Origin of the sequence: Microbulbifer sediminum (assembly GCF_021729035.1) — a bacterium.
GTDB classification, from domain to species: Bacteria; Pseudomonadota; Gammaproteobacteria; order Pseudomonadales; family Cellvibrionaceae; genus Microbulbifer; species Microbulbifer sediminum.
The window spans coordinates 429,720-453,613 of the sequence record NZ_JAJSAP010000002.1; the positions used below are offsets into that span (position 1 = coordinate 429,720).

At 62.0% G+C, this 23,894-nt stretch carries 19 protein-coding genes; 11 read left to right on the plus strand and 8 right to left on the minus strand.

The genetic code is table 11. The features are described 5' to 3' along the window. Positions 1 to 26 precede the first annotated feature (26 nt). The 3 genes from LVD11_RS04590 to LVD11_RS04600 are packed head-to-tail and all read right to left on the minus strand — an operon-like array spanning position 27 to position 5,906. On the minus strand, positions 27 to 3,149 hold the full coding sequence (locus LVD11_RS04590; protein ID WP_237056774.1) for an efflux RND transporter permease subunit: 3,123 nt from the start codon (positions 3,147 to 3,149) through the stop codon (positions 27 to 29). Positions 3,150 to 3,180: 31 nt separating this feature from the next. Further along, the gene (locus tag LVD11_RS04595) at positions 3,181 to 4,473 is read right to left on the minus strand and encodes an efflux RND transporter periplasmic adaptor subunit (protein WP_237056776.1); all 1,293 of its coding nucleotides are present in this window, start codon (positions 4,471 to 4,473) and stop codon (positions 3,181 to 3,183) included. Further along, positions 4,473 to 5,906, minus strand: coding sequence for an efflux transporter outer membrane subunit (locus tag LVD11_RS04600; protein ID WP_237056778.1), 1,434 nt, complete (start codon positions 5,904 to 5,906; stop codon positions 4,473 to 4,475). Before LVD11_RS04600 ends, LVD11_RS04595 begins: the two co-directional genes overlap by 1 nt. Before the next feature lie 328 nt (positions 5,907 to 6,234). Between LVD11_RS04600 and LVD11_RS04605 the strand changes: the two genes are divergently transcribed. The 6 genes from LVD11_RS04605 (at position 6,235) to LVD11_RS04630 (ending at position 13,634) form a co-directional block, all read left to right on the plus strand. Then, the gene (locus tag LVD11_RS04605) at positions 6,235 to 7,419 is read left to right on the plus strand and encodes an acyl-CoA dehydrogenase (protein WP_237056780.1); all 1,185 of its coding nucleotides are present in this window, start codon (positions 6,235 to 6,237) and stop codon (positions 7,417 to 7,419) included. 69 nt (positions 7,420 to 7,488) lie between these two features. Next, positions 7,489 to 8,106 carry a trimeric intracellular cation channel family protein gene (locus LVD11_RS04610; RefSeq protein ID WP_237056782.1) on the plus strand — a complete coding sequence of 206 codons (618 nt, stop codon included), beginning with the start codon at positions 7,489 to 7,491 and terminating at the stop codon, positions 8,104 to 8,106. Between the two features lie 47 nt (positions 8,107 to 8,153). Next, positions 8,154 to 9,863 (plus strand): alpha/beta fold hydrolase, encoded by a 1,710-nt coding sequence (locus tag LVD11_RS04615; RefSeq protein WP_237056784.1) that lies wholly within the window; start codon positions 8,154 to 8,156, stop codon positions 9,861 to 9,863. A 259-nt stretch (positions 9,864 to 10,122) separates the two neighbouring features. Then, positions 10,123 to 11,247, plus strand: coding sequence for an amidohydrolase family protein (locus LVD11_RS04620; RefSeq protein ID WP_237056786.1), 1,125 nt, complete (start codon positions 10,123 to 10,125; stop codon positions 11,245 to 11,247). Positions 11,248 to 11,358: 111 nt separating this feature from the next. Next, on the plus strand, positions 11,359 to 12,609 hold the full coding sequence (locus LVD11_RS04625) for a DcaP family trimeric outer membrane transporter (protein WP_237056789.1): 1,251 nt from the start codon (positions 11,359 to 11,361) through the stop codon (positions 12,607 to 12,609). Positions 12,610 to 12,788: 179 nt separating this feature from the next. Further along, entirely contained in the window at positions 12,789 to 13,634 is an 846-nt protein-coding gene (locus tag LVD11_RS04630) for a sulfurtransferase (RefSeq protein ID WP_237056791.1), read from the plus strand. Positions 13,635 to 13,708: 74 nt separating this feature from the next. On the opposite strand, the gene msrA is transcribed toward LVD11_RS04630, so the two are convergent. Both msrA and LVD11_RS04640 read right to left on the minus strand, forming a co-directional pair. Beyond that, positions 13,709 to 14,338, minus strand: coding sequence for a peptide-methionine (S)-S-oxide reductase MsrA (msrA, locus tag LVD11_RS04635; protein WP_237056793.1), 630 nt, complete (start codon positions 14,336 to 14,338; stop codon positions 13,709 to 13,711). Between the two features lie 42 nt (positions 14,339 to 14,380). Further along, positions 14,381 to 15,007: a class I SAM-dependent methyltransferase gene (locus LVD11_RS04640; protein WP_237056794.1), complete on the minus strand. Its 627-nt coding sequence runs from the start codon at positions 15,005 to 15,007 to the stop codon at positions 14,381 to 14,383. Between the two features lie 171 nt (positions 15,008 to 15,178). On the opposite strand from LVD11_RS04640, the gene LVD11_RS04645 reads away from it, so the two are divergent. Both LVD11_RS04645 and LVD11_RS04650 read left to right on the plus strand, forming a co-directional pair. After that, positions 15,179 to 16,444 (plus strand): porin, encoded by a 1,266-nt coding sequence (locus LVD11_RS04645; RefSeq protein WP_237056802.1) that lies wholly within the window; start codon positions 15,179 to 15,181, stop codon positions 16,442 to 16,444. 38 nt (positions 16,445 to 16,482) lie between these two features. After that, on the plus strand, positions 16,483 to 16,995 hold the full coding sequence (locus tag LVD11_RS04650; protein WP_237056804.1) for a J domain-containing protein: 513 nt from the start codon (positions 16,483 to 16,485) through the stop codon (positions 16,993 to 16,995). Positions 16,996 to 17,049: 54 nt separating this feature from the next. Here LVD11_RS04650 and LVD11_RS04655 read toward each other — a convergent pair whose 3' ends face one another. Genes LVD11_RS04655 through LVD11_RS04665 form a run of 3 tightly spaced genes read right to left on the minus strand, consistent with a single transcriptional unit; the run spans position 17,050 to position 18,904 of the window. Continuing rightward, positions 17,050 to 17,829, minus strand: a complete 780-nt coding sequence (locus tag LVD11_RS04655; protein ID WP_237056806.1) for a methyltransferase domain-containing protein — start codon at positions 17,827 to 17,829, stop codon at positions 17,050 to 17,052. A 6-nt stretch (positions 17,830 to 17,835) separates the two neighbouring features. Then, on the minus strand, positions 17,836 to 18,174 hold the full coding sequence (locus LVD11_RS04660; protein ID WP_237056808.1) for a nucleotide pyrophosphohydrolase: 339 nt from the start codon (positions 18,172 to 18,174) through the stop codon (positions 17,836 to 17,838). Between the two features lie 16 nt (positions 18,175 to 18,190). Next, positions 18,191 to 18,904 carry a DUF599 domain-containing protein gene (locus LVD11_RS04665; RefSeq protein ID WP_237056810.1) on the minus strand — a complete coding sequence of 238 codons (714 nt, stop codon included), beginning with the start codon at positions 18,902 to 18,904 and terminating at the stop codon, positions 18,191 to 18,193. Positions 18,905 to 19,125: 221 nt separating this feature from the next. Here LVD11_RS04665 and LVD11_RS04670 point away from each other — a divergent pair, with 221 nt between their 5' ends. Genes LVD11_RS04670 through cmoB form a run of 3 tightly spaced genes read left to right on the plus strand, consistent with a single transcriptional unit; the run spans position 19,126 to position 23,846 of the window. After that, positions 19,126 to 22,056, plus strand: a complete 2,931-nt coding sequence (locus LVD11_RS04670; RefSeq protein ID WP_237056811.1) for an insulinase family protein — start codon at positions 19,126 to 19,128, stop codon at positions 22,054 to 22,056. Positions 22,057 to 22,116: 60 nt separating this feature from the next. Next, entirely contained in the window at positions 22,117 to 22,860 is a 744-nt protein-coding gene (gene cmoA / locus LVD11_RS04675; RefSeq protein ID WP_237056813.1) for a carboxy-S-adenosyl-L-methionine synthase CmoA, read from the plus strand. 8 nt (positions 22,861 to 22,868) lie between these two features. After that, the gene (cmoB, locus tag LVD11_RS04680; RefSeq protein ID WP_237056823.1) at positions 22,869 to 23,846 is read left to right on the plus strand and encodes a tRNA 5-methoxyuridine(34)/uridine 5-oxyacetic acid(34) synthase CmoB; all 978 of its coding nucleotides are present in this window, start codon (positions 22,869 to 22,871) and stop codon (positions 23,844 to 23,846) included. Positions 23,847 to 23,894 lie beyond the last annotated feature (48 nt).

Genomic DNA, 23,894 nt, shown 5'->3' on the forward strand with positions numbered 1-23,894 from the left:
CAGTGCGCCCGGAGAATGCCGGCCCGCTACTCCCGGGACACCCTGGCACGGGAACGCCGCCCATTGCACAGCAGGCCGAACAGCGACGGGATATCCCGCGCAAACATCAGGTAAAGGCAGGGCACCAGCAAGAGCGAGATGGTGGTGGCGGCAAGAATGCCGTAGCCCAGGGAAATCGCCATGGGAATCATAAAACGCGCCTGCACCGAGGTTTCAAAAATCATCGGCATCAGGCCGCAGAAGGTGGTTACCGTAGTGAGGATAATTGGCCTGAAGCGCCGCGCCGCCGCCCGCTTGATCGCCTCGGTGACATCCTCGCCCTGCTCACGCAGGCGATTACCGTACTCGATCATCACCAGGGTGTCGTTGATCACCACCCCCGCAAGCGCCACCATCCCCAGCATGCTCACCATACTGAGCCCGTAGCCCATCACCAGGTGCCCCAGCACAGCGCCGATTACGCCAAACGGGATCGCCACCATCACCGTCAGTGGCTGAATGTAACTCTTCAGCGGGATCGCCAGCAACAGGTAGAGCGCCGCCATGGTGAGGGAAAAAGTCAGGCCCAGGGACGAGAGCCCCTCCCGCTCCTCAGCCTGGCGCCCCTCATAGGAAATCCCCAGGCCGGCGTATTCGGCCCGCAATTGCGGTACCAGGGAGGCATTCAGCTCGTTGATTACCAGGGCCGCCTGGTCGGCGGGCTCCACATTAGCGGTCACGGTCATCACCCTGCGGCCCTCACGGCGATTGATGCCCGCATAGGCGCGGCCCTTATCGACCGCCACCAGGTCCGGCAGCGGCAACCACAGGCTGTCACCCGCCCGGATCATGATACTGGAAACGTCTTCCAGCGTGCCGCGCTGCCCCTCCGGCAGTCGCACCATTACCTTGACCTGATCCCGGCCGCGCTGCTGGCGTATTGCCTCAGCGCCGTAAATCGAGGCGCGCAACTGCCGGCCTATCTCCTCCGCGGTGAGCCCCAGGCTTTTCGCCGTGTCTGTCAGGGTAAGGTCCAGTTGCTGCTTGCCGAGGGAAATGCCCGGATCAATGTCACTGACGCTCGGGAAGTCCTCCAGCGCGGACGCCAGCCGCAGGGCAACCTCCTCGAGGGTGCGGGTATCCGTATGGCGCAGCTCGACTGTCAATGCCGGACCGGAACCGGGCCCCCCGCGGTCCGCGGCAAATCGCGAGCTCAGTGCCCCGGCCACCGGCCCAACTGCACGCCGCCACTTGCGCACGAACTCACCGGTGGTAAACGGACGCTGGTCGGCGGGGACGAAATACACGTCCACTTGCACGTCACTTCCCTGGATCAGGCCACGCATGCCCAGGAAAACATCCTCCCGTCCCACCTCATCCAGTACGCGGTTGGCGGCATCAATGATCTGGGTGCGGGCGAGCTCGAGTTGCTGCTCCGCCGTGCCCGCGGGAAAAGTGATCTGCACCCGTCCGGAGTCCCTCTCAACCCGCGGCATCAAGGTAAAGCCCATGCGTCCACTGGCCGCATAGCCGGCCACGATCACCAATGTTGCCAGCGCCACCGCGATGGTCGTGTACCGATGGCGGATACACAGGTCCAGGAACGGCCTGAAGCGCCGCTCGACAAACCGGTCAAGGCTGCGGGCGATCATTTTCTGGCGCGCGGCGAAGCGGCGCGCGCGGTCGCTGCGATAACCGCGCCGTGAATAGGCCAGGTGCGACGGCAGGATAAACAGGGCTTCCACCCAGGAAATAACGAACACCGAGCCCACGACCAGGGGGATGATCCCGAAGATCTTGCCCATAAACCCCGGCAGGTGCATCAGGGGGATAAAGGCGACAATATTAGTGAGAATGGCGAATGTCAGCGGGATGGCCACCTGGCGCGCGCCGGCGATGGCCGCTTCCAGGTTACTGTAACCAAGCCTTCGCCACTCATGGATGTTCTCGCCCGCAATGATCGCATCATCCACGACAATGCCCAGCGCGATGATGAACGCGAACATGCTGACCATATTGATGGAAATATCCATCGCCGGCAGAAACAGCAACGCACCGAGGAAGCTGGTGGGAATACCGAGGGTGACCCAGAAGGCCAGCCGCAATTCCAGGAAGGCTCCCAGCACCAGGAACACCAGCAGCAGGCCGATAAAACCGTTCTTCATCAGTAGCGACAATCGTTCGCGGAATATCTGCGAATCGTCATCGCGCACGCTGATGGCTACCCCCTCCGGCAATGTGCCGCGCACCCGGGCCAGAACCTCGTGGGTTGCCTCGCTGACGCTCATGGGAGTCTGGGCGCCGACCCGGAACACATCGATACCCATCGCCGGCTCGCCGTTGAAGGTCATGTTGCGAGGCTCATCAACCAGTGCGTCCCGTACGGTGGCGATATCCTTGAGCCGGACGGTTCCGCCGCCAGCGCCCTGCACCACCACTATTTCACCAAACTCCCGCGCCCAGTCCCGGCGCTCGGTGACACGCACCAGGACCTCACCGGCCTCGGTCTTCACCCCTCCTGCGGGCACGTCGACCGCCGCATCGCGCACCAGGGCCGCCACTGCCGGCAATGACAGGCCGTAACGGCGCAGGTCCTCGCGCCGGACTTCCACCGCCACCTCAAAGTCCCGCACGCCATAGGTTTCCAGCATGGTGATGCCCGGGTGACCCTCCAGCTCCTCGTAAACCTGCATGGTGATGGCACGCAGGGAGCGCACGTCGATATTGCCGTGTACCACCAGGTCCAGCACATCCCGCTGACGATCCGCCAGGCTTACCCGGGGCCGCTCTATATCACCGGGAAATGTGGTGACACGATCTATCGCCTGCTGGATATCCTGGTAGACCTTGCTGCCATCCGCATCCTCGTCGAGCTCGAGCGTGAGCGAGGCGCTGCCTTCATTGGCGCTGCCGCGCATTTCCCGTATTCCCGCGATGCCCTGGACCGCCTGTTCGGCTGCCACCAGTACCCCGCGCTCAACCTCTTCGGGGCTGGCGCCGGGATAGGATATCTGCACCGTCACGATATCCAGGCTGAAATCCGGGAAGACCTCTTTTTTCACGATCATCGAAAACGCCAGCCCACCAATGATCAGTACCAGCATCAGCAGGTTGGCAGTGACGTGATTGTGCGCCATCCACGCGATGGCCCCGCCACGGGTATTTACCACTGGGCGGCGCGTACTGTTTTCTGTTGCCGGCTCACTCACCCGCGCACGCCCCACCCCTGACCGGCCCGGCGGGAGCCACGCCCCGCCCCTCCCGGCGACCACTCCTGCCACTTGCTTCCGAACGAGCGCCATTGCCATTGATTAAACCGGGGTCCGCTGGCCCGTCGCCCTGCCGCCCGCTGGCACCCGACGGCTTCACCCTGACTTTCATACCGTCAGTCACGGTGTTGAGGCGCGTGGTCACCAATGCCTCTCCGCCTCCCAACCCCGCATCCAGCACTGCGAAATTACCGCTCAGGTAGGCCACCTCGACCGGCTGGATGCGGATCCTGCCCTCTTCCACCACCCATACGGTGTCGCCATCCTGTACCGCGGCAATGGGGACCCGTACCCTCTCCCGGGAGGCCGGGCTGACAACACGCACCCGCGCCAGGTCATTCAGCAACAACTGCGGTTCACCGGGATTCTCGATCGACAGGGGATCCTGCACTTCCACCAGTATCCGGGCCAGGCGGCCCTGCTCTTCCAACACCGGGATCAGTCGCACAAATCGACCCTCACGAAAGTAATTTGCCGGCCACTGACTACCCTGTACCCGCACGTCCACGCCCTCGCTGCGCAGTCGTGTCAGTTGGCTGGCCGGGACCTCAACCTCGATGTGGAACCGGTCGGCGCCGGCCAACTCATAAAGGACGGTACCCGGCGCCACCCGGTCCCCAACGTCCACCGAGCGACGCACCAGCAGGGCATTAAACGGAGCACGAATCTCGGTCAGGCGCAGGTCTCGCTCCGCCAGCCGCAGCTGGGCCTCGGCGGCATCGACCCGCGCCCGGGCCGCTGCTAGCTGCGGTTCCCGCAGCACCAGCGCCCGGTCCGCCTCCGGCAGGGAGCTTCCCAGCAACTCATACTCTTCCCGTGCAACCTGGCGCTGCCCCTGTTCCTGCTGTAACTCCGCGCGCCGCTCCGCCAGGGTGCTGCGGGCCGTTTGTAACGCCAGCTGGTATGGCTCGGTTTCGATGCGGGCAAGCAACTGGTTTCCCTCCAGGGTTGAGCCCTGGCCCAGATCATAGTCGAGCCAGTCGATCCGCCCTTCCACCTGAGGCTGTAACTCCACCATTTCCCGGGCCTGCACCCGGCCCAGCGCCTCTACGGTAACCGGGAAGCGCGCACGCTCCGCCACAGCCACATCCACCGTGGGCGCCGGCGACGCGACGGCCCCGCGGCTCATGGTGGGCTTTTCCCGCAGGAACCAGCTGGAGACCAGCACTGCGCCGACCAGCAGCCCCACGGGCAATGCAAAATTCCAGTTGAGGCTCTTCGCCATCAGGGTTCCCCCTCCCGGTACAACTCCAGCTCCACCGGCCGTGCCTGGGGCAGGTCCTCGCCGGGTATACCGCCGGAAAGTGCCCGGTACAGCGTTACCCGGTTCTCAATCAGTTCGCGTCGTGCGGTAAGCAGTTGCCGCGCCAGGCCCTGTTGGTCATTGGTGGCGGCCAGCACATTGAGAAAATCCACCGTCCCGCGGCTGTAGGCCCGCCGCTGCCGCTCGACGATCAGGTCCGACAACGCCGCCCGCTCCCGCAGGTGTTCCAGCCGCACGCGTACGGCCTGCTCCTGCACCAGCGCCTGCTCCACCTCCGCCAGGGCGTCGAGCACGGCGGAACGATAGAGGGACCAGCGCTCCTGCTCCACGGCCTCCTGCCGCTGCTGCTCAGAGGACAGCTGGCCGCCGTCGAATATCACGCCCTCTGCCGCAGCCGTCAGCGTCAGCAACCAGTCCCTGGCGATATCACTGATAGAAGGCCCGCCACCACTATAGATCGCCGCAAGGCTGATCACCGGCAGCCGCTCGGCCCAGGCCTGCTCCACCAGGTAGTGCCCCTGCAGGAGATTGCGCTGGGCCTGCTGCACGTCGGGCCGGCGCAATAACAGGCGCGCGGGCACTCCGGTATCCGGCAGCGCCGGCAATGCTGGCAGTCCGGCTGCAGGCTGGATCATTGCTTCGAGTTCCCCGGAGTTCACCCCGAGCAGCGTCGCCAACTGGACTTTCAATGCCACGATATTGAACTTCGCGGTATCGAATTCCTGCCGGGACTGCTCCACCAGCTGTCGTTGCTGCAACACGTCTGCCGCGGCACTGATACCCCCACCAAAGCGGAGTTCCAGCACACGCAGGGTTTTGCGGTTAGTGTCCAGCTGCTGGGCCAGCAGGTCCCGCTGGCCCCACTGCTCACGCAGTTGCAGCCAGGTTGCGGCCACCTCGGATGCCAGGCTGAGGGCGGCCGCCTGCAGGCTATCCTCCTGCGCCAGCCGCGCCGCCTCGGCCGCGAGCGCTCCCCCGCGGACCCTGCCCCACAGGTCTATTTCATAGCTGGCAGCCAGGCGGCCACTCCAGCTGCCGCCCTCGTTCTCACCACCGGAAAAATCGAAGTCGCCGCGGTCGGAGCGCCGCTGCTCGGTGTGGTCCAGGTTCCCGGTCAAGCGTGGCCAGAAACCGGACCGCGCGCCGCGGGCCACCGCTCCGGCCTGCTCCAGCCGCCACAGCGCCGCGCGCAGGTCCGGGCTATCGCTGAATGCGCGGGTGACCAGTAGGTCCATCTGCGGGTCCTGGAAGTTTCGCCACCAGCGCAACCCCGGGTCCGCCTCGCCCGAGAGGGAAAAAGCGTCCGGTAGCCCCAGCGTCGCCTGCGGCAGTGGCCGGGCGGCACAGGCAGTCAACAGCGGCAGTATCAGTACCAGTGTTCGCAAAACAGACAAAAAATGGCTTCCAAGTGTGCTATCTGGCTGAAAGTTGAAAAATTGTTGCGCAAATAATCGGCGAGCCCCGTGCCAGAAGAAGCGTATTTGCGCTTGTTTACGCTTGCAGGGTGACTCCAGCCCTTTTCTGGCACTCCGGGGAGTGCCCTGCGCGCAGGACTCCGGTATCATGGCACCCACCTGGAAAGTGATCACAAATTCCAGCGGAGATGGCCCCGGCCGGAAAGCACCCGACCGTGGCAATTATGGTGCAACTGATTACCATGCAAGCAGCAATGCCCGGGCCAGGCCCGGAAGCAAACGACAGTGAAGGTAAACGAGACGAATAATGAGCAAACAGCAACCACTCGCCCACTGGGACGATATCCTGCTCCTGGACCGCCAGCTCACCGATGAAGAGCGCATGGTGCGCGATACCGCACGCGAATACTGCCAGACGCAGCTGATGCCGCGGATTCTCGAGGCCAACCGCCACGAGGTGTTTGATCGCGACATCATGAGCGAGATGGGTGAACTGGGCCTGCTGGGCTCCACCATCGAAGGCTATGGCTGCGCGGGCCTCAACTACGTTTCCTACGGCCTGGTGGCGCGGGAAGTGGAGCGCGTGGATTCCGGCTACCGCTCCGCCATGAGCGTACAGTCCAGCCTGGTGATGTATCCGATCTCGGCGTACGGCAGCGAAGCCCAGAAAGAGAAATACCTGCCCAAACTGGCCACCGGTGAGTGGGTGGGCTGCTTCGGACTCACCGAACCGGACGCCGGTTCCGACCCGGGCGGAATGAAGACCCGCGCTAAAAAAGTCGATGGCGGCTACCGCCTGAGCGGATCCAAGATGTGGATCACCAACAGCCCCATCGCCGATGTATTCGTGGTGTGGGCCAAGGATGACGACGATGTGATTCGCGGCTTCGTGCTGGAAAAAGGCATGGAGGGCCTGAGCGCTCCCAAGATTGAGGGCAAGTTCTCCCTGCGCGCGTCCATCACCGGTGAGATCGTGATGGATAACGTGTTCGTGCCGGAAGAGAACAAATTCCCCGATATCGGCGGCCTGCGTGGCCCCTTCGGCTGCCTCAACCGCGCCCGCTACGGTATCTCCTGGGGTGCCATGGGCTCGGCGGAATTCTGCTGGCATGCTGCGCGCCAGTACGGCCTGGACCGCAAGCAGTTCAACCGTCCTCTGGCGCAGACCCAGCTGTTCCAGAAGAAGCTGGCCGACATGCAGACCGAGATCGCCCTGGGCCTGCAGGCTTCCCTGCGCGTGGGCCGCATCATGGATGAGAGCAAGGACTTCGATCCCACCATGATCTCGCTGGTCAAGCGCAACAACTGCGGCAAGGCACTGGATATTGCCCGGGTGTCCCGGGACATGCACGGTGGTAACGGTATTGCCGACGAATTCCACGTGATCCGCCATGTCATGAACCTCGAGGCCGTCAACACCTACGAGGGTACCCACGACGTCCATGCGCTGATCCTGGGGCGGGCCCAGACCGGGCTGCAAGCCTTCTTCTGATGCCTGTATGATTCGCCTGCAGGTCGCACCCGCGGCCTGCAGGCGAAACTTCAAGACAGGCCCTTTCCGATGGAACACCTGCTGCACTGGTTCGATCTCATAGGCATCGTGGTATTTGCCTTTACCGGCGTCCTGGCCGCCGGCCACAAGCAGATGGACCTGTTCGGCGCCGTGGTACTCGCCTGTGTAACCGCTACCGGCGGCGGCACCACCCGCGATATGATTCTCAACATCCCGGTCTTCTGGCTACAGGCCAGCCATTACCTGTGGCTGGCGGCGGGTACCGGCGTAATCAGCTTCTACCTCATCCGCTACCTGCAGGTGCCCATGCGGCTACTGAAGGTTGCCGATGCCATGGGCCTGGCTGTATTCGTGGTAATCGGCACCCAAAAAGGGCTCGACCTCGGCCACAGCCCTGCTATTGCCATCGTCATGGGCGTCATGACCGGCACCTTCGGTGGGCTGATCCGGGATATCCTGGCCGGCGACATTCCCCTCTTGCTACGCCGCGAGATCTATGCCACTGCAGCCCTGTCAGGGGCCGCCACGCTGGTTTTGCTTGACGCGAGCGGTAAACTGCCCGGTGAGGCAGTAGTGGCCATCGCCGTGCTGGTGACCCTGGGTATCCGCCTGGCCGCCCTACGCTGGAACCTGAGCGCACCGATTGCGCGGTTTGGCAACCATTGACCGCGACCGACCAGTAATGGCTGGTCCGCAGACACAGGTAACAAAGCTTGACTGATTCCCGTATTGCCAGGGTCGCCCTGGCCCTGCTGACATGCACACTGCTCTGGGCATGTGACCGCGACCCGCGCACCGCGGCGGTCGAGGAGGAACCCACCAGCCTGGCCCCCAAGCCATGCTGGTTTGAAACCGGCGACGACTGGCCGCTGGCGCAATGCTATATGATGGAGGTACCGGAGGATTATTCCGAGCCCTCGGGTCGGCGCATACAGTTCCCGGTGGTGCGCTTTGTTGCCTTTGAACCCGACCCGGACAAGACCCCCCTGCTCCACCTGGGCGCAGGTGGGCCAGGGGCCAGCCTGGGACTGGAGCCGGAAAATGCCTCCGAGTGGCTGTGGATCAACTACGCCGAAATGACCGTGGATGACGGTCGCGACCTGATCGTAATCGATCCGCGCGGCACCGGCATGGCCCGCCCCCGCCTCACCTGCGACGAGTTCATTGACGACGCACAGACCGCCTTCCAGCGTCGGCTCTCCCGGGATGAGGAAGCGCGCGTATTTACCTTCAGCATGGAGCGGTGTTACAGCCGCCTGAGCGAGACCGCCGACCTGGCCCAGTACCACAGCGCCAATATTGCCCGCGATATAGACGCCCTACGCCAGCAGCTGGGACTGGAGAAACTCAACCTGTATGGCGTCTCATATGCTTCCCGCTATGCGCTCACCATGGCGCGGGACTTCCCGCAGTCAGTCCGCGCGCTGGTGCTGAACAGTGCAGTGTTCCCGGAGATCAAGTACACGCAGCAGCTACCCGACGATACCCTGGACGCCTACCAGCGGGGACTCGACTTCTGCCGCGAGGACAAGCTCTGCAACAGCCGTTACCCCGACCTGCAACGCCGGCTCGAAAACCTGGTACAGACCCTGGACGAAACCCCGCGAACGATTGACATCAAGCATCTCTACTCCGAAGAGGAATATCCCTTCGTCCTTACCGGGCAGCGGCTACTGCGCGTGCTGTTCCAGGCCCTGTACAACGAAAACTTCTACCCCCGGTTACCGCAGGTGATCGAGGGGCTGGAAAACGGCAACGAGGTACCGGTGCAGGAAGCCATCGGCAACTTCATGAATATCCTTCTCGATCCCTACTTCGGGGATGCGGCCGGGGTCAGCCATTTCTGCCATGAAGAGGCACCGTTCGTGGATTTCGACAAGGCCAGGGCGGCGGCGGCGCAATCGGGAATCCTGGGGGGGGCCGTGCGCGCGGATATCGACCTGCTGCAGGTGCAGTGCCGCATCTGGGCCATTCCCTCAGCACCGCTCGAGGAAGCCCGCCCGATCCGGACGCCACTGCCGACCCTGGTGCTCCACGGCGCCCTGGACCCGGTTCTCGATGCCGCTGACGCGGACAGGGCACGGCAGAAACTGCCTAACCACCAGTGGCTGCTGTTCCCCAAACTCTCCCACGACGTCATCTCCGCCAGCAACTGTGCCGAGAACGCCGCCGCCCGATTCCTCGACAACCCCGACACGGATGTGAAAGAGGGGCTGGCCGAGTGCCGCCGCGAGGAAATTGCCGCGAGCCAGGATAATCGGCAAGCACAAGAGGCTGCCGCGGACGACGGGGGCAGCACGACTCCCGTATCGCCCCAGGCGGAAACGGCAGATGGCTCCGCAAATGCGGGGAGTGAGGGCGACACAGCCGGGAGCCGCAACCCGGCGGGCAGCGAGCCACCACAAGCCTCCCCCGCCCAGTAGTCCTCGCCGGGCAGCGTCGTTTCCGCGACGCTCGCCCCTTTCACCCCTTTCGCCGCTTTCACCCCTTTCGCCGCTTTCACCCCTTTCCACGCAAACCCACTGCACTTGCCCGTCTCCGTCCCCGCCGTGCGATTGCGTCGAAGTTGACGGTTGATGCCACGCCCTTGCGCGCCAGCCCTCTAGACTGAACCTGACTTCCTGTCAGGGCACGACTCCCTGCACAGTCCCCGGTTTCTGCAACTGTATCGGAGCATTTCACATGGCGCGTCTTTCATATGGCAACCGGTTTGCCGGAGCCTCCTTCCTTCGCAAGCAGCCGGTGGGGGGCTGGATCGCACTTTGCCTGTCGACACTGCTATCCACTGGCGCCCAGGGACAGGACGATAACGTTCCGGACAACGCGCTCTTCAATGACTCTCACTTTCACCTGACAAACTATGTACAGAAAGGCACAGATATAGACGACTACCTGAAAATAATGGGCGACACTGTCGGGCGTTCCACCCTGTTCGGTATCCCCCTGCAGCAAACCTGGTCATACGAAAATACCGGTGAATCGGCGCCGACTTATTATCTTGAATCGGATTCGCCACTGTATTACTACTCCTTCACCGACGCCCATATTGCCGAAGCCTACAACAGCCTGTCGGATGCGGAGCAAGCCCGGCTCGACCCCATGATCACGGGGTTCAACCCCGCAGATATGTACGCAGTCGACCATATCCGCCGTGTGCTGGAAACCTACCCGGGAGTCTTCTCCGGGATCGGCGAATTCACCATCCACAAGGAATTTGTGTCCTCCAAGGTCGCGGGTGATACCGCCAGCCTCACCGATCCGGCGCTCGACCGCATTTTCGATTTCGCCGGCGAAACCGGCCTGGTGGTCATCCTCCACAACGATATCAATACCCCCTTCCCCAAGCCGGGCAAGGAACCCTTTGCCCTCAAGCAGTTAAAGGCCCTTTTTGAGCGACACCCGGAGACCACCATTATCTGGGCTCACATGGGGCTGGGTCGTGTAGTCAGGCCCATCAAGGACCAGCTCGCTATCGCGGAAAAGATTGTTACAAACCCCAAAATGAAACACGTGAACATAGACATCTCATGGGATGAGGTGGCCAAGTACGCCACGGAAACACCGGAAGCGGCACAGAAGACAGCTGACCTCCTGAACAAGTACCCCGACCGTTTCCTGTTCGGCTCCGATGTAGTGGCACCGGAATCCATAGAAGCCCAGAAGGCAGTCTATGAGATGTACAAACCGGTCTGGGACAAGCTCACAGCGGAAGCGAAAGAAAAGATTACCAAGGGCAATTACGAGCGTATTTTCAATGAAGGGCGACGCAAGGTGCGCGCGTGGGAAAAGAAAAACGTGAAACAGTGAAAGGCAATACCAGCTGCAACCGCTAACGGCCCGCTAACCCCGGGCTTCCTCGATCCGCCCGGGGCCGGGAATGGCCCCCGGTCCAGCCCCGGCAATCACCACGGAAGATTCATGAGAACTCTACAATCTGGCGCCGCCTCCCGCCGGGACAAACTGCCACTGAGCCCTGCCATCCCCCTCGCACTTGCGTGCTCCATAGCACCAGTCGCATCGGCTCAAGGCGATGGGGAGCTGTTCAGCAAGCCAAAACTCAACCTTTATACCACTATCCAGCTGGACATGGGGTACGAGAAGAACCAGACCGCTGACAACTGGTTCGATGTCATGCGGCCCACCAAACTGCCCGCATTCGAGGGTGAATTCCCCCCCGACGGAAACTTCTATGCCAGCGTCCGTCAGACTCGAATGGGCTTCAAGGGGAACTGGCAGACCCGCTGCGGTGAGGTTAACACCTGGTTTGAGTACGAGCTCTTCGGTTCCGGCAGCAATGTCGGTGAGACCACCTTTCGCTTCCGTCATGGCTGGGCCGAATTCTGCCAGCTTGGCGCCGGCCAGACCTGGACTCTGTTTATGGATTCCAGCATATTCCCCAACGTGGTGGAAAAGTGGGGGCCCAACGGGATTCCCTTTTTCCGCAATGTCCAGCTTCGCTGGACCCCCTGGAAAGACGGTGATTCGCATTTTGCCGTGGCGCTGGAGCGGCCCGGTGCCACCCGCGACGAAAGTGACTACGACGAATTTATCGAACTCGAGGGGGTTGTGGGCCATTTCCGGCTACCGGACATAACCGCCCAGTATCGCCAGGCAACCCACTGGGGACACTTCCAGATGGCCGCCCTCGCCCGCCGTATCGAATGGCAGAATTCACCGGGCAGTGAATTTGACCTGGATGGTGATGTGACTGGCTGGGGAATCAACTTCTCCGCCAGTATCGAGATGGATTACACCGAGCTCAACCTGAGCGCCACATACGGAGAAGGCGTACAGAGCTATATGAATGATGCGCCCGCTGACATCGGTGTGGTTGAAAACTTTGACAACCCGAGAACGCCGCTCACCGGTGAGCCACTGCCGATGCTGGGACTGATGGCATACCTGGACATTGACTGGAACGACCACTGGACCACGAGCGTTGGCTGGTCGGGCCTGGACATCAACAATTCCGATGGCCAGCTGGAACGGGCCTACGAACAGGGTGAATACGCATCAATCAACCTCCTGTACCACCCGGTGGACAGCGTCATCCTTGGGCCTGAACTGATCTGGGCCGATCGGGAGGCTCGCGATGACTTCCGGTCTGAAGACTGGCGCCTGCAGCTCTCCTTCAAGTACAAATTCAATATGAACCTGGTCGGGGATTGAGGGAATAGCGCCCCGGAAAGCGGCCTTCGCCGAGCAGGCCCTTCTGCCCACGCAAAAGCAATAGTTTCGCGGCAAGGTGCCCGCGCTGGCCGGACCGGCGGGCCGTGACATGGAGCTGGACATGGCGGCCGTTTGTCCGTAGTTTTTATGTGTATAACAACACAAAGATGTTACGGACAATGAATACCCAGGCTGTTATTGAAGTTGCCGAACTGCTGGACCAGCTCAAGGATCCCGAGCTGGTCGTCCTCGACTGCCGCTACGACCTCGGCCAGCCAGACGCCGGCGAGGCCTGCTTTGCGCAGTCCCATATCCCCCGCGCCCAGTACGCCAGCCTGCACCGGGACCTTTCCGGCCCCACCGAGCGCTACGGCGGTCGTCATCCCCTGCCATCGGTAGATCAGTTCACTCCAGTGGCACGCAGGCTGGGTATCAATCCCGACTCACATGTAGTGATCTACGACGACCAGCGGCTCGCCTTCGCCGCACGCGCCTGGTGGCTGTTGCGTTTTTTTGGCCTCAAGCGGGTATCTGTATTGAACGGCGGGTTCACTGCGTGGCGCGATGCCGGCCTGCCCGTTGAGAGCGGCCAGGCGCAGACTGTGCCCTATGGCAGCTTTGCCCCCAGCCCAAACCCCGGTGCTGTTGCCGACCACTGGGAAATTTACTCGGGCCTGGCCAATCCCGACTGGCAACTGGTGGATGCCCGGGAACCGGCGCGATTCGCCGGTATCGAAGAACCTATCGACCCGGTGGCCGGGCACATCCCCTCTGCCATCAACAAGCCCTGGCAGATGGTCACTGAACCCGGGGGCAAGCTGAAACCGGTAGCGGCGTTGCGGGAGCACTGGCAGGACGTCCGCTCTGATGAACCATTGATCTGCTACTGTGGTTCCGGCGTCACTGCCTGCGTCAACCTGCTATCCCTGCACCTGATCGGCCGCGACGACGCGCGCCTGTATCCTGGCAGCTGGAGCGACTGGTGCGCCCACCTCCTGCACCCGGCATCACAGCAGGCCAACTGACGAACCCCTGAACAAAAAGCGGCCGGCCCCTGGGCCGGCCGCAATGGGCAAACTGATGTCAGGGGGCACGCCCGTCAGCGGATAAGGCAGGCACCGGTGCCGGCCAGCCCGCAATAACCTTCCGGATTCTTGGCCAGATACTGCTGGTGATCCTCCTCGGCATAATAGAATTCCGGCGCCATGGCGATTTCTGTGGTGATTTCTTCATACCCCTTGTCTTCCAGGGCCGCCTGGAACTTTTCTTTCGATTTCTTCGCCTGCTCCAGCTGGGCCTCGTCAAAACAGAAAATACAGGAACGGTACTGGGTGCCAAGGTCATTGCCCTGGCGCATGCCCTGGGTGGGGTCGTGCTCTTCCCAGAAGCGCTTGAGCAGGTGCCCATAACTCACCTTGCCTGGGTCAAACACCACCAGCACCACTTCCGCATGGCCGGTGCGGCCGCTGCAGACTTCCTGGTAATTCGGGTTCTCGGTACAGCCATCCGCATAGCCGGCAGCCGTGACGTATACGCCGTCGATTTCCCAGAACAGGCGCTCGGCCCCCCAAAAGCACCCCATGCCGAAAATGGCCTGTTGCATGCCCTCCGGGAAGGGTCCCTTCATGGGGTGATCGTTAACAAAGTGGATCCCGGTAATGTCCATGGGCTCCTTGCGGCCCGGCAGGATCTGGTCTGCACAGGGCATCTTGAACTTGTCGTATTGCATCGTCTCTCCACCTCTCTGGACCATCTGAGGCCCTGAAAACACTTAAGACCCGGTTGCACCGGCGACCAGTATGCAGCCGCTGGCCTTCATTGGCCGCCTGACCTCCCACTCCCGGTATTCCGCCCCCAGCTTTTGCTCGGCCCGCTCCGCCAGTCGCCGGAAAGGCGATCGGCCCGGGTCCGCGAGCACAACCTGCTCTACACCAGCCCGCAGCGCCCTGCGGGTCAGGTTGAAGAGTGGCGCTTCCAGCTTGTCCCAGAAGCAGATATCGGTCCCTATGACCGCATCAAATCGTGAAAGGTCTCTCTCGGTCACCCGTTCGTAGCGGCAACGCCATGTTTTCACGGTCACTCCGTTCAGCTCTGCATGATAGTCCACGAAAGGGAATACGCTGGGATCCGCATCCAGACCAGTCACGTCGGCAGAAAATTCCTTTGCGCAGAAAATACCGCCCAGTCCCCAGCCGCAGCCCAGGTCCAGTACCCGTGCTCCCTTCCTGAGCGGATGACGCTTGAGGTAGTCCATGGTGAGACAGGAACTCTTCCAGAACTTGTTGCCGTGCAAGGTGGGGTCACCCGCCTCCCGGCGCAGGCGGCGCATATCCGGGTGAGCGTTCTTGCGTACCGTCAGGCCGAACAGGCGACGGGAATCGTTTTGCGTGCCATTCACGGTTTTGTCAGCTCCTGAGTTCAGTTCGCTCAACCAAAACAAGGTAGTAGCCGTCAGTTGGGCGCCAGTTTAACTATTTAGCACTGTGGTTTCAGCTCACTGGGCTATTTTTCAATGACGAATCGCAGTGCAAGGCATTGCCAATAACCACAAGGATATCGTGGATTCAGCATGCATAAGCATATCGCAACCGGCATTGCCGGCATGGTCCTGCTCGGCGCAAGCCTGGCCAAGGCAGTCCCGGTTTACGAATCAGACGAGGTCACCTTGTTTATTTCCGGGTATTTCAGCGCAAACCAGATTAATGCCAATGGGGACACGTTCCTGGATGATGGATTTAACCGGGTGCGTCTGGGCCTGAATACATCGGCCTATAAGGACTGGAACGTCGGCTTCAACGCGGAGTGGGGCATCAATGCCATCTCTTCCGGGCAACCGGTGATCATCGCTGGTAACCAGCAGGCATCCCTTGGAGAGCGGGGCCGCTCACTGTTTATCCGCCAGGGCCATGTGTTCGCCAAGCACGAGCACTGGGGGGATTTCGTTGCCGGCAAGCAGTGGGCCGTCTATTACGACGTGGCAGGCTTTACCGACTGGTACGAGATTTCCGGCGGCCTGGCCAGCGGTGCATTCTCCCTGGGCAGTGACGGTGGCATCCTCGGCACTGGCCGCGCCGATGGTGCCATCACCTGGCACAAGAGCTGGGCCGGCCTGGGCGGGGAAATGGAAATCGGCTTGCAGTACCAGGCCCATAGCTCCAACCTGGATATCAGGGTGGAGGATGCGATCGGTGAGGATCTGCTGCTGGAGTGCCCGGCCGGGGACTGCGAATTTGGGCTGGGGCATTCGATTTCCCTGAGATACACGGCCGATATCGGCGACGGTCTCACGATTGGCACAGCCTACAACCGGGTGAAGGTGGATATTGAGTCCACCCGCGGCCGCGTTTTCGATATCACCGATCCCGCCAACCCGATCCTGATCGACTCCGATTTCGACATCACTGCCAGCAGCAACTCCTGGGCACTGATCGCCGGCATCAAATACGGCAAAGGGCCCTACCAGCAAGGCTTCTACGGTGCGGTGGTGGCACAGCGCTCGCAGAACAATGAGTTGGCCCCGGAGGGCTCGACACGGGGCATTACCAACTTCTTTGATGCCGAGGGCAGTGAGTCCATCTTTACCTACACCTGGGGCCTCAAGGACTGCTACTCGTTTTACTTCGGCCACAATATCCTGCGCTCCGATGACCCCGGCTTCGAGGAGGGCCTCATCGAAGAAGACCTGTACGAGCTTAAAAAGTATTTTATCGGCTTCCAATACCGCTGGAGCGACCGCGTAAAGCTGTATACGGAAAATACTATCGATGACAGTAACTCGCTGGGGGCAGCGTTCGCTGCTGATGTGATTGCGGTCGGCATGCGCGTCGACATCTGATAATCTCGAGGCCCGGGTTATTTAGAAAGGAACACCCTGTGGCCAGACTGATCCTGCTGATTGCGCTCGGCATCTTTGCCTGGATTGCATGGCAGAAATTCACCGCCAGCCCGCCGCGCCAGCGCCGTAAACTACTGCTCCAGTGGACGCTGGTGGCCGTGGCGCTGGCGGCAGTACTCCTGGCCGTCACCGGCCGCCTGCACTGGGTGGGGGCCGCCGTGGCGCTGGTGCTGCCGGTACTGGGGCGGACCCTGGGCTGGCTGGGCCGGCACCTGCCGTGGCTCGCCCCGCTGCTCGCACGCCATGCGCAGGCCCGCCAGCAGCAGGCAGGCCGTGACTCGCAGCAGGGACCGAATCAGGATACCGGAGAGAGCCCGCTTACGGTGGAGGAAGCCCGCCGGATTCTCGATGTCCGCCAGGGCGCGACCCGCGAGGAAATCCTCGCCGCCCACCGCCGCCTGATCCAGAAAATGCACCCGGACCGCGGTGGCAACGACTACCTGGCCTCCCGCATCAACGCAGCCAAGGAACTGCTGCTGCAACAGCTCTGAGCCCTGCCCCCACGCTCACAGGCCAGTCCGCCTGGTCGGGAGGCACGCCGTGGTTCAGTCAACCCGCCGACACAGCAGGTGTACGTAACGGGCCAGTTGCCTGTAGGGATCCCGCCGGGAAAATGCCAGCTCTTTCTCCACTACCGCGCTGGCGGGCAGCTTGTCGCGGATTGAGGGGGTCATGAAATCGTTGAAACAACGGATACCGCTGTGTGCCGTCACTGCCAGCCCCGCCTGCAACAGCCAGTCCTGCACCCACTCGGTGCACAGCGGGTTATCCGGCGTCAGGCTCCCAGGATGGCCGCCCCAGTAACCGCTGGCGACATTGCGGTCCAGCTGGCGGAAGCTGCCCCGCTGCAACAGGCGAAATTCCAGTGCCCGCCGGTTGTAGAAGGTCAGGGAAAGATGGCCGCCGGGCCGCAAGAGTTGGGCCAACTGGAAAACAGCCTCCCGTGGCCGGTCCAGCCATTCCAGCACCGCGTGGCACAGTACCAGGTCAACCGCGCCATGCGCCGGCTCAGCCCCCAGCGACTGCAGTGGCGCGTGTACAAAAGATACCCGTTCCTCCAGGTGGCGACTGGCGGCCAGCTCCCGCGCCTGCGCCAGCATCTTTGCGGAAATATCCGCGATTGTGACGCTATGCCCGGCCTGCGCCAGGTCCAGTGCAAACTGTCCCTGTCCGCCACCAGCATCCAGCACGCGCAGCCCGGCCCCCCCGTCCAGCACCGGCTGCAGGTCCCGGTTTAACACCGCCAGGCGGATGTCGCCCTTGAGGCCGCCGTAGATACGCTTGCGGAAACGCTCCGCCAGGTCGTCGAAATTCCGGTCTGCCATCGCCCGTCAGCCGTCCCCGCCCGTACCAGCGGCCAGAAAACGCTTGCGGTTGTGAACGATCTTTCCCGCAACAGCAGCCTCCAGGTCGATATCCATCACCGCTGCCAGCTTCAGCAGGTACATCTGGATGTCCGCCAGCTCCGACGCCAGTTCGGCCTTTTCCGGGCCTTCGCCGGTCGCGAGCAGGTCTTCGATATCACCGTCACTGCGCCATTGCAGGTGCCGCCCGAGTTCGGACACTTCCACCGCCAGGGCCATGGCGAGGTTCTTCGGTGAATGCAGGCATTGCCAGCCGCGCGCCCGCGCAATGGCATCAAACTCACGCAGAATCTGCCGGGTATCCATTTCAGTGCCCTCCCCCTCAAATCTCGCTGGTGCGCTCGAGCACCTTCCCTTCAGCCGCCAGTATTGCCCTCAGGGTGCGTGAACGGAATTCGCGCAGGAAAAGGACCAATGCCACCACCAGGTAGCCGGCCACGAACAGCAGCGGATGGACAAACCAGCCCATTACCGACATGGCGAAATAATAGGAACGCAGCCCGTAGTTGTAACTGTGTCCCGCCTGGTCGATCACCTTGGCTGTGCTGATGGCAAAGCGGCGCCGCTCCCGGTCGGAGGTATCTTCCGCTTCCGGCAGCGGGGCCGCGCCGATCAGCACGTTGGCAAAAGAGTACTGGCGCAACGACCAGGTAAAGTTGAAGAAGGCGAAAATAAAAATCAGGATCAGCAACAGGATCTTGAGCTCGAACTGCTGCACCGTGGTCTCTTCGGCGAATGGCAGGGTACTCAGGACCTTGATCGCCGCCTGGTTTGCACTCAGGGCGGTTACCAGGCCGGCCAGGATCAGGATGCTGGTGGAGGCAAAGAAACCGATAACCCGCTCCAGATTGCCGATAATCGCTGCATCGGGCATCCGCATGTCGCGGTCGAGCATGCGCAGCATCCATTCCACCCGGTACCACTGCATCGACGAGGCCAGGCACCAGGACACCTTCGCCTTCTTGCGGGCGAAGATCGTATAGCCGCCCCAGGTAATGAAAAATCCAGTCACACTGGCAATATCCAACCAGGTCAACGTCTGTCTCCGTATTCGTCTACATTTATCCTGCCGGAACCCCGGCCTTTGCCCGGGACGCCAGAGCCTGGAACAGGTATCCGCAGTCTTTGCCCTGCTGGCACCCTTGTCAACACTGTTTTTCCCGCACGGCGAGGCGGTAGAATAACGTCCAAACCCTGCCGGGTCCGCCCGGCGCAGCCGGTGCCACCGGCCCGCTAGTTACCTTATGGAGCTGCCTTTTGAGTAATACACACCCTGCATTCGAACTGGTCACCACCGCAGAGATCGAATCCCTCGGCGTGAGGGTAGAGGAATACCGGCACAAGGTCACCGGTGCCCAACACCTGCATATCGCCGCGGACAACGCCGAGAATGTCTTCCTTGTCGCCCTGCGCACCGTGCCGCAGGACTCTACCGGGGTCGCCCACATCCTGGAGCACACCGCACTCTGTGGTAGTGACAAATATCCGGTGCGCGACCCATTTTTCATGATGATACGGCGTTCCCTCAACACCTTCATGAACGCATTCACGAGTTCCGACTGGACTGCCTACCCGTTCGCCAGCCAGAACCGTAAGGACTTCAACAACCTGCTCGACGTCTACCTGGACGCGGTATTCTTCGCCAAGCTGGACCCACTGGACTTTGCCCAGGAGGGTCACCGGCTGGAGTTCAGCGAGCCGGGCAACCCCGACAGCGAGCTGGTCTACAAGGGCGTGGTGTACAACGAGATGAAAGGCGCCATGAGCTCGGTCACCTCCCAGCTGTGGCAGGCCCTCAGCCGCTACCTGTACCCCACCACTACCTACCACTGGAACTCGGGCGGGGAGCCGGCGGATATCCCCAAGCTCACCTATGAGCAACTGCAGGCCTTTTATCGCACCCACTACCACCCCAGCAACGCAACCTTCATGACATTCGGGGACATCCCCGCTGCCGAACACCAGGCGGCGTTTGAGGAGAAAGCCCTGAGCAAGTTCGAAAAGCTCAACAAGACCATTGAGGTTGGTCGCGAGGACCGCTACCTGGCACCGCTGTCGGTGGAGGAGTTCTATCCCCTGAGCGAGTCCGAGGCCGGCGAGGGCGACACTGGCAATGCCAGCGACAAAACCCATATCGTGCTGGCCTGGCTACTGGGCGATGTCACCGACCTCGAGGCGGTGCTGACAGCCCACCTGCTGGCCGGTGTGCTGCTTGACAACAGCGCGTCACCGCTGATGAAACTATTGGAAACCACCGACCTGGGCACGTCGCCCTCTCCCCTGCTGGGACTGGATGACACCCAGCGGGAAATGGCCTTCGTCTGCGGTATCGAGGGCAGCGAGCGGGATCGGGCCGACGAGCTGGAGCAACAGGTCATGGATGTCCTCAGGGACGTGGCGGAAAACGGTGTGCCCTATGAACAGCTCGCCGCCAGCCTGCACCAACTGGAACTGCAACAGCGGGAAATTGGCGGCGACGGTTTCCCCTACGGCCTGCAGTTGATCATGACCGCCCTGACCGGCGCCACCCACCGGGGCGATGCCATTGGCTTGCTGAATATTGACGCGACCCTGGAGAAACTGCGCGAACAGATCAAGAATCCGCGGTTTATCGCCGATGTGGCACGGGAGCTGCTGGTGGACAACCAGCACCGGGTCCGCCTGGTCCTGCGCCCCGATACCGAACTGGCCGGGCGCCGCGAACAGGCAGAAAAGGCTCGCCTGGCAGAGATACGCGCTGCACTCAGCGACGGGGAAAAACAGCAGATCATCCAGACCGCCAGCGCCCTGCAGGAGCGACAGGAGCGCGAGGACGATGCCTCTATCCTTCCCAAGGTAGGGGTGGAGGACATTCCCGCAGAAATGCCGCGGGTCGAGGGCGAGGAACTGCAGCTGGGCCGGCAGAAACTGACCCGTTACAGCGCTGGCACCAATGGCCTGGTTTACCAGCAGGTGGTCTGTGCCCTGCCCGAATTCAGCGAAGAGGAAAAACAGCTGCTGCCGTACTACTGCCAGGTACTGAGCGAAGTCGGGCTCGGTGAAAAGGACTACCTGGAAGTGCAGCAGTGGCAGGCGCGGGTCTGCGGCGCTTTGCATGGTTTTACCAGCAGCCGCACCGCGATCGATGACCTGCAACAGATGCGCGGGCATTTCGTGCTGTCCGGAAAGGCGCTGGCCGCCAATCAGGAGGGCCTCACCGAACTGATGGATGCCACGCTGGAGCAGGTCCGCTTCGACGAACTGCCGCGTATCCGTGAGCTCATGCAGCAGACCCTGGCGCGCCGTGAGCAGGGTGTGGTGGGCAACGGCCACGCCCTGGCCATGGCTGCCGCCAGTGCCGGGTTCAACCGGGCCGCATTCGAGAATCACGCCACCGGAGGCCTGCTGGGCCTTCGTCACCTCAAGGGCCTGGTGCGCAGTTTTGACGATAGCGGGCTGGAAAGCCTGCAGGAAAAGCTGCAGGCAATCCACGGCAAGATCCTGTCCGCAGAACGCCAGTTCCTGCTGGTGGGCGAAGAAGAAAAACTATCGGATTTCAGTCGCGCCATGGATACCCTGGCTAACGATGCCACCGGCGGCGGTTATACCATCAACGGCGACTTTAATCCCCGCCAGGTGGGAGAGCTGTGGCTGACCAACAGCCAGGTCAATTTCTGCTCCAAAGCCTACGCGACCGTGCCCATGAGCCACCCCGACTCGGCTCCGCTGGCGGTGCTGGGCGGGTTCCTTCGCAACGGCTTCCTACACCGCACCATCCGCGAACAGGGGGGCGCCTATGGTGGCGGGGCGGGCCATGACAACAACCTGGGTGTGTTCCGGTTCTTCTCCTATCGCGACCCTCGCATGGCCGAAACCCTGCAGGATTTCGATGCCTCCCTGGAGTGGCTGGCCGATGGCAAGCACCAGGATTCACAGGTGGAGGAAGCGATCCTCGGCGTGGTAGGCGGACTCGACAAACCCGGCTCCCCGTCTGGCGAGGCCAAGAAGGCATTTCACTCCGCCCTTTACGGCCGGACCCACGAGGTGCGCGAAGAGTTCCGCCGCCGGGTAACCGAGGTAAAACTCGAGGATCTGCAGCGGGTGGCCGCCACCTACCTGCGGCCGGAAAAAGCCGGCACCGCTGTGGTCACCGGCAACCAGGGCCGTGAGGCAGGACTGGCACTGGGACTGGAGGAAGAAAAGCTTTAAGGGATATATCGCCGCGCGACCAGTCGCGCGGCGTGCCTGCAACCGCTTTTCCGGAAACAAATGAGCAAGAAAGACAGTATTTACGCGAACCCACTGGGCGATATCGCGGGTTTCCGCTTTGACCAATCGGTGGTCGATGTCTTCCCGGACATGATCCAGCGTTCGGTACCGGGCTATACCACCATCGTCGCCATGATCGGCACACTGGCGGAGCGTTACGCCCAGTCGGGCACGCGCTGCTACGACCTCGGCAGCTCCCTGTGCGCTGCCACCCTGGCCATGCGCCACCGCATTCCCGCGGCGGACTGCAAAATCGTGGCGGTGGACAATTCACCGGCCATGGTGGAGCGCGCCCGGACCGTGCTGGCAGCTGACAGTGGGCTGATCCCGGTGGAGCTGGTCTGTGATGACCTGCAGAACGTGGACATCGAAAACGCCTCGGTGGTGGTCCTCAATTTCACCCTGCAGTTCATTCCCGTCGCGGAGCGGGAAGCAATCCTGCGCAGGATTTTCGAGGGCCTGCGCCCCGGCGGTGTCCTGATCCTGTCAGAAAAAGTGGCCTTCGAGGACCGCGACCACCAGGAGCTGATGATCGACCTGCACCACTCCTTCAAGCGTGCCAACGGCTACAGTGAGCTGGAGGTGGCTCAGAAGCGCTCGGCACTGGAAAACGTCCTGATCCCAGAGACCCTGGCAGTCCACCGCGATCGACTCAAGGGCGTCGGCTTTGGCAGCGTTGACGTATGGTTCCAGTGCTTCAACTTTGCCTCCATGATTGCCATCAAGGCACCCACTGAGGGCTGAGCGCCACGATGATCGATTACACCCAACTCTACCAAGGCCTCCAGCATATCCCCGCCCTGCGCGGTTGGCTGGCCAACCTGCCACAGCAGGTCGCTGCCGGCCTGAGTGAACACCGCTGGGGCGACCTGCCCGACTGGCGCGCAGCGTTAGACGGCCTGCCAGATATCCCCTGTGATTCCACCGAGTTCGTCGACGACGTGGTGATCGGCCAGGCCGGCGACGCTACGCCAGAGCAGCTGGAATGCCTGGAGCGCGAACTACGCCGGCTGCACCCCTGGCGTAAAGGTCCGTGGGAAATCTTCGGCCTGCACATCGACACCGAATGGCGCTCGGACTGGAAATGGGAAAGGGTCCTGCCACACCTTGAGTCGCTGGAAAATCACCTGGTCCTGGACGTGGGCTGCGGCAATGGTTATCACTGCTGGCGGCAGTACGGCGCCGGCGCACGCCGTGTTATCGGCATCGATCCATCCGCCAAGTTCGTCGCCCAGTTTTACGCACTGAAAAAATACATGGGTGAAGAGCTGCCGGTGGATGTCCTGCCCATTGGCATCGAGGCAGTACCACCGCAGCTGCGCGCATTCGACACCACTTTTTCCATGGGTGTCCTGTACCACCGTCGCTCGCCCATGGCCCACCTGCGCGAACTGCGCGAAACCCTCCGCCCCGGCGGGCAGCTGGTGCTGGAAACGCTGGTCATCGACGGCGACCTGGGCCAGTGCCTGGTCCCCGAAGGGCGCTACGCCAAGATGCGCAATGTGTGGTTCCTGCCCAGCTGTGCCACCCTGGAAAGCTGGCTGCGCAAGAGCGGCTTTGTGAATCCCCGGACCGTGGACGTTGCACCCACCAGCCTTGGAGAGCAGCGCCGAACCGACTGGATGCATTTTGAGTCGCTGGCCGACTTTCTCGACCCGGAATCCCCGAATCAAACCATCGAGGGTCACCCCGCGCCCAAACGCGCCATTCTGGTCGCAAATACACCGTAGCTTGTGCCGCAAAGACGCAATTTAGACACTTAAACTCGGTCAAAGACA

Excerpts from the sequence above, each read along its gene's own strand:
- LVD11_RS04595 (WP_237056776.1), bottom strand. The coding sequence starts at position 4,473 with ATGGCGAAGAGCCTCAACTGGAATTTTGCATTGCCCGTGGGGCTGCTG.
- LVD11_RS04605 (WP_237056780.1), top strand. The coding sequence starts at position 6,235 with ATGAGCAAACAGCAACCACTCGCCCACTGGGACGATATCCTGCTCCTG.
- LVD11_RS04610 (WP_237056782.1), top strand. The coding sequence starts at position 7,489 with ATGGAACACCTGCTGCACTGGTTCGATCTCATAGGCATCGTGGTATTT.
- LVD11_RS04620 (WP_237056786.1), top strand. The coding sequence starts at position 10,123 with ATGGCGCGTCTTTCATATGGCAACCGGTTTGCCGGAGCCTCCTTCCTT.
- LVD11_RS04625 (WP_237056789.1), top strand. The coding sequence starts at position 11,359 with ATGAGAACTCTACAATCTGGCGCCGCCTCCCGCCGGGACAAACTGCCA.
- LVD11_RS04630 (WP_237056791.1), top strand. The coding sequence starts at position 12,789 with ATGAATACCCAGGCTGTTATTGAAGTTGCCGAACTGCTGGACCAGCTC.
- msrA (WP_237056793.1), bottom strand. The coding sequence starts at position 14,338 with ATGCAATACGACAAGTTCAAGATGCCCTGTGCAGACCAGATCCTGCCG.
- LVD11_RS04645 (WP_237056802.1), top strand. The coding sequence starts at position 15,179 with ATGCATAAGCATATCGCAACCGGCATTGCCGGCATGGTCCTGCTCGGC.
- LVD11_RS04655 (WP_237056806.1), bottom strand. The coding sequence starts at position 17,829 with ATGGCAGACCGGAATTTCGACGACCTGGCGGAGCGTTTCCGCAAGCGT.
- LVD11_RS04660 (WP_237056808.1), bottom strand. The coding sequence starts at position 18,174 with ATGGATACCCGGCAGATTCTGCGTGAGTTTGATGCCATTGCGCGGGCG.
- cmoA (WP_237056813.1), top strand. The coding sequence starts at position 22,117 with ATGAGCAAGAAAGACAGTATTTACGCGAACCCACTGGGCGATATCGCG.
- cmoB (WP_237056823.1), top strand. The coding sequence starts at position 22,869 with ATGATCGATTACACCCAACTCTACCAAGGCCTCCAGCATATCCCCGCC.